5 protein-coding genes are annotated in these 4,178 nt (G+C 32.2%); 2 read left to right on the top strand and 3 right to left on the bottom strand.

Going from position 1 to position 4,178, the window contains the following annotated elements; all coding sequences use genetic code 11:
* Positions 1-1,104 (top strand): ERAP1-like C-terminal domain-containing protein (locus DMP16_RS08230; RefSeq protein WP_221929530.1); only part of this gene is annotated, 1,104 nt, incomplete at its 5' end.
* A 749-nt stretch (positions 1,105-1,853) separates the two neighbouring features.
* Here the strand turns inward: DMP16_RS08230 and nrfD are convergent.
* From nrfD to DMP16_RS08215, 3 genes are all read right to left on the bottom strand, one after another.
* Positions 1,854-2,891: an NrfD/PsrC family molybdoenzyme membrane anchor subunit gene (nrfD, locus tag DMP16_RS08225; RefSeq protein ID WP_069283573.1), complete on the bottom strand. Its 1,038-nt coding sequence runs from the start codon at positions 2,889-2,891 to the stop codon at positions 1,854-1,856.
* Between the two features lie 72 nt (positions 2,892-2,963).
* A complete protein-coding gene (locus DMP16_RS08220) occupies positions 2,964-3,359 on the bottom strand; it encodes a DUF2299 domain-containing protein (RefSeq protein WP_069284692.1) in 396 nt (131 codons plus the stop codon).
* A 3-nt stretch (positions 3,360-3,362) separates the two neighbouring features.
* On the bottom strand, positions 3,363-3,881 hold the full coding sequence (locus DMP16_RS08215) for an HAD hydrolase-like protein (RefSeq protein WP_069284691.1): 519 nt from the start codon (positions 3,879-3,881) through the stop codon (positions 3,363-3,365).
* A gap of 86 nt (positions 3,882-3,967) precedes the next feature.
* Here DMP16_RS08215 and DMP16_RS11220 point away from each other — a divergent pair.
* The coding region (locus tag DMP16_RS11220) for a 4Fe-4S dicluster domain-containing protein (protein ID WP_342764251.1) at positions 3,968-4,178 on the top strand (211 nt) is incomplete at its 3' end.

Raw genomic sequence — 4,178 nt, 5'->3', positions numbered from 1 at the left:
ACAAAACAAGGCTACCCCATAATCTTTGTTGACATAAGAGATAGCTCAATTGAATTTCGCCAAAGGAGATTTACTCTATTGGAAAATAATGATAATACTATATACAAGGTCCCATTAACGTTTGAAACAAATGGAAAGTTTAGTACTTTGCTCATGAAGGAGTCATATTATAAATTAAGTGTAGAAGGAGGGATAGAGACTATAAAAGTTAATGTAAATAGGAGTGGTTTCTATAGAGTATTCTATAGTTCCTTAGAGCCAGTGTTTAAAGCTAATCTCAACAGATATGAGGAGCTAGGATTAGTGAATGATTACTGGAATTTTGTCCTAGCTGGTCTTTTTAAAGTGGATCAATATCTTAATATAGTCAAGAAATATGAATATACTAAAAATTCATTCTTAACAAGCGAAATTGTGTCTGAACTCCTCACTTTGTATAATATAAATAAGAATAAATACTATGACGCGATAAGAGAGTTTTTGACTAACCAAGTAAAGATCTATAAGGATTTGAAAGATGACTTAAGCAAAATGGCTTATTCCACTCTAATGAGTTCCTTAGCTTCTATTGATGAGGATTTTGCATTGGGCTTATCTTATCTGTTTCAGGAAAATGACAAGTTAGATAGTAATATTAAGGAAGCTGTCGCGATAGCTTATGGTGTTGCAACGTCAGATTTTTCAACATTACTGAATAAGTATATTTCTGCTAATATTGACGAGGAAAGATACAGATTTCTAAAAGGTATGGTTGCAATAAGAGATAAATCAGTAGTCGAAAAGATTATAGAATTGATATTTAACAGAACTATAAAGTTTCAAGATGCTAGATTCGTGTTTAGCTTATTGGCACATAATCCCTTTGTTAGGGAGGAAATCTGTAATTTCATTATCGATAACTCTGAGAAGGTTAAAGAATTTGTTAACAGTATTGGTGGGGGTCCTTGGGTTTTCGGTTATTTACTTAGGGGTACTATGACGATGTGCGGTATTGATAAGCCAAAGGAGATTCTTGAATTTCTTGAGAGGATAAAATATAAGGAGATCGAGAGGCAGGTTAAATCCACTGAAGAACTTATACAAGTTTACTCCAAATTAAAATAGATTTTTTTTGAAAGCGTTCATTTATAAGATTGAAGACTATCATAGTTGTTTTTCACTTCTTAAATCTTCATATTAAACTATTCTTTAATTTATACTCATTAAGATGTGTGTAAGTTATATCTTTAATTTTTATAAAAATTTATTAAATTAAGAAGAACGAGGATAAGACTTCTTTAGAACGATAGTCATTAATGCTCAAGATGAATTATCTCCATTACTTACTAAGAAGTTTTGGTTAATGATAAAATAAATTTCAGATTAGAGATTACGCAGTAACATTTTAGTAGGATATTGATATTCGCGCCAATTAACGCAAATTGATTATAATTACTAAAGGCAATACAGATGAATTTTATATCATAGTGCCGTTACATAGGTATAAAATATTAATTACAACCAGCTTATTGACGAATTAGATTTTACAAAATTTAAATCCTCATGACTATAATATATTAACAAATTTTATAATTTATTTTATACCTTCAAATGGTCATTATAATTCTGTATTTACCATTTACAAAATGTTGCAGAATTTTTCTCTATGATAGTTTTCTCTTCGTAAGACGCTCTCAAAAATAAATATTATATCACGCAACAAGGATAGAAATTAATAAATTTGGCACCATTGATTAGAAGTTCTTATTTAGCTAATATAAGTTACGAAAAAATTCATTAATTAGTATAGTTTATTTGTATTGAATTGGTTTTCATGATATAGTTAAAAAAATTTTATAAACAAAAAAGAAAAATTAACTTCTCCATCCGAACGAACCAACAGGTATAGGTTGATTACTAGTAGTTTGAAATGGAGTCATCGGAGCTAGCTGATATGCGTATTGCCCAGCAAATAATACATCGGCTCTAGTATAGAATCCCGCTATAAGGGCTAGAATAGCAACAACCAAGATTGCGTATTTAATATATGCTGGAAAGTCTACAATAGATTGTCCTCCGGTCGGTTTAACCATTCTCCATAACATTAAGTTTCCTACGCCAGGGATAATGAAAGTTAAAGCTAAGAAAGCTAAATCTATGATAAATGTTACAGAGGATAGCATATATTCGTAAGCTACTTGATCGAATACGTAGATAAAATTAACGTTAGCCATAAATAAGAACCACGTTGCCAGTTCTGCTATTGCAGAATACATTAAGATTTTTGCGGTTAACCTTCTCGCTCTTATTCCCTCCTCTCCTCTATCTATTAAGCTCATTATGTAACTCCAAGCAGCACCTCCTACAGTTCCAGACGCTAAAAACAGAGCTGGTAATCCTCCATTATTCCAAAATGGTATTCCAGTAGTTGCAGCTAATTCAAATCCGCTATACGTAGTCGAAAAAATGCCCGCAATTAGTCCCAGTATGGCTAATGTCCAATTAGCGACTACGTTTTTATTATTAAGCACTTTTAGTACCATGAACAGAAATGAGAATAATAGTAGACCTCCCACAAATATTATACCTCTCGCCATCCATGAATGGGTTAATTCAAGAAGAGCGTTAGCCGGAGCGAAGAATCCTCTGACTGGATTCCCTAAGTGTATATCGAAAGTTACTAGAGCTAATACTGTGAATATGAATGCGAATATTGAATTCCTTTTGACAAGATTAGGATATTTGCCACTTAACTCTAAAGCACCCGTTATAGCCATTAACATTCCTCCTAGTCCAGTAAAATAGAGAGCTAACGCTACTGTTATATCCCACACTGGATACTGATTAATCTGTATTATTGGCGAGTTTATTCCGAAGTTGGTACCAGGTGCTGGTGCAGTAAATAGACCCATTAAATAGAAAATCACATTAGATTATAAATAAACCTTAATTTCACTTATTTGATATTACTAAGTATACATATTTCAATCATATATAAGGTTATACGCTAGAAAGCCTGCATTCTTCACTAGCGTTACAGCATTAATAACCTCATTTTTAGTTAAACCCTCAGAGTAAAGCAACTTAGCAATCTGTATCAAATTGGGCTTATCTGGAGGGTTCATAAATGCCTCTACGTTCATCTTAGCTAGTTCTATCAAAACTCTCTTTATTTTTTCCGAGGTAACCCTAGAAATATCCAGTTCAATTAACATTGTTACTATATAATATTTGGAATTGGCGTTAGGTCTTATAATAGATACCGCAGGAGCATTACCTACTGGTGGAGAAACTGTTACATGAAAATATAATCCTTCGCCCTTGCCTTTTTCAACCTTCATCCCTAATTCTTTAAACAAGTCTACGATGTCAGAATCCATCACTTAACTACACCTCAATGCCGAGTCACCTATTTTAGAGTCGACATAAGATTTGGAAGTTATCTCAACCAATTTCTTGAGGCTGTTTACACTACTCTTTTTACCATCTCGGTCTAAAAAGATCGTTTTTAAACCAAATGATTTTGCAACACTTATTGAGAGATCATTAGCAGTTATAAAATATCCAGTTTTAAGGTTAGTGATTTTTAATAAATAATTGAAATAGTTTGGATTATTGGTGAATGCTTTAGGTTCTTCAGCGGATATTACATTACTAATGAATGCATCAATGTTGAACTTATTTAATATATCATACGCGGTCTTCTTTGGCAAGTTAGTTGCAATATATATTCTACCCCTATAGGATAACTCTTCTAGATAATATATATCATCATATGGAGTTACGTCATCTACATTAATTTCTATTCTGTAATATTTGTCTGAAGATTTTATCTGATCTATAATTGTATTAGAATTAGGTAACTTCACTAATGTGTTTATAAGAGTTATGATGTAACTCATTTCTTCATCAACACCTTTTCTATCCATCTTTTAGTTAATATCTTTTGTTTACACTCGTTGCATACATCAGTGTAATCCTCTAAATCTTGTATCCCGAAACTTCCAATCTATATTATGATCTTTCTTACTGCATAGGTTCACAGAGATGTGTTAGAAACTGCCCAGAAAAGGCAGTATATGTAAAAGGATTTGTGAAAATAAAGGATCTGGGTAAAAAATTAGTCGTTACATCTAGGATTGTTAAATGCAGATACTGTGGAAAGCCATTAGATTCATTTAGGATAAAGAGCAGGGTTG

Source organism: Sulfolobus sp. B1 (assembly GCF_007050195.1).
Lineage (GTDB): Archaea > Thermoproteota > Thermoprotei_A > Sulfolobales > Sulfolobaceae > Saccharolobus.
The sequence above is the reverse complement of the archived record's forward strand: the minus strand, read 5'-3'. Positions and strand labels throughout refer to the sequence as shown.

What these genes read in the sequence shown, in the direction of transcription:
- nrfD (WP_069283573.1), bottom strand. Translation starts at nt 2,891, where the DNA reads ATGGGTCTATTTACTGCACCAGCACCTGGTACCAACTTCGGAATAAAC.
- DMP16_RS08220 (WP_069284692.1), bottom strand. Translation starts at nt 3,359, where the DNA reads ATGGATTCTGACATCGTAGACTTGTTTAAAGAATTAGGGATGAAGGTT.
- DMP16_RS08215 (WP_069284691.1), bottom strand. Translation starts at nt 3,881, where the DNA reads ATGAGTTACATCATAACTCTTATAAACACATTAGTGAAGTTACCTAAT.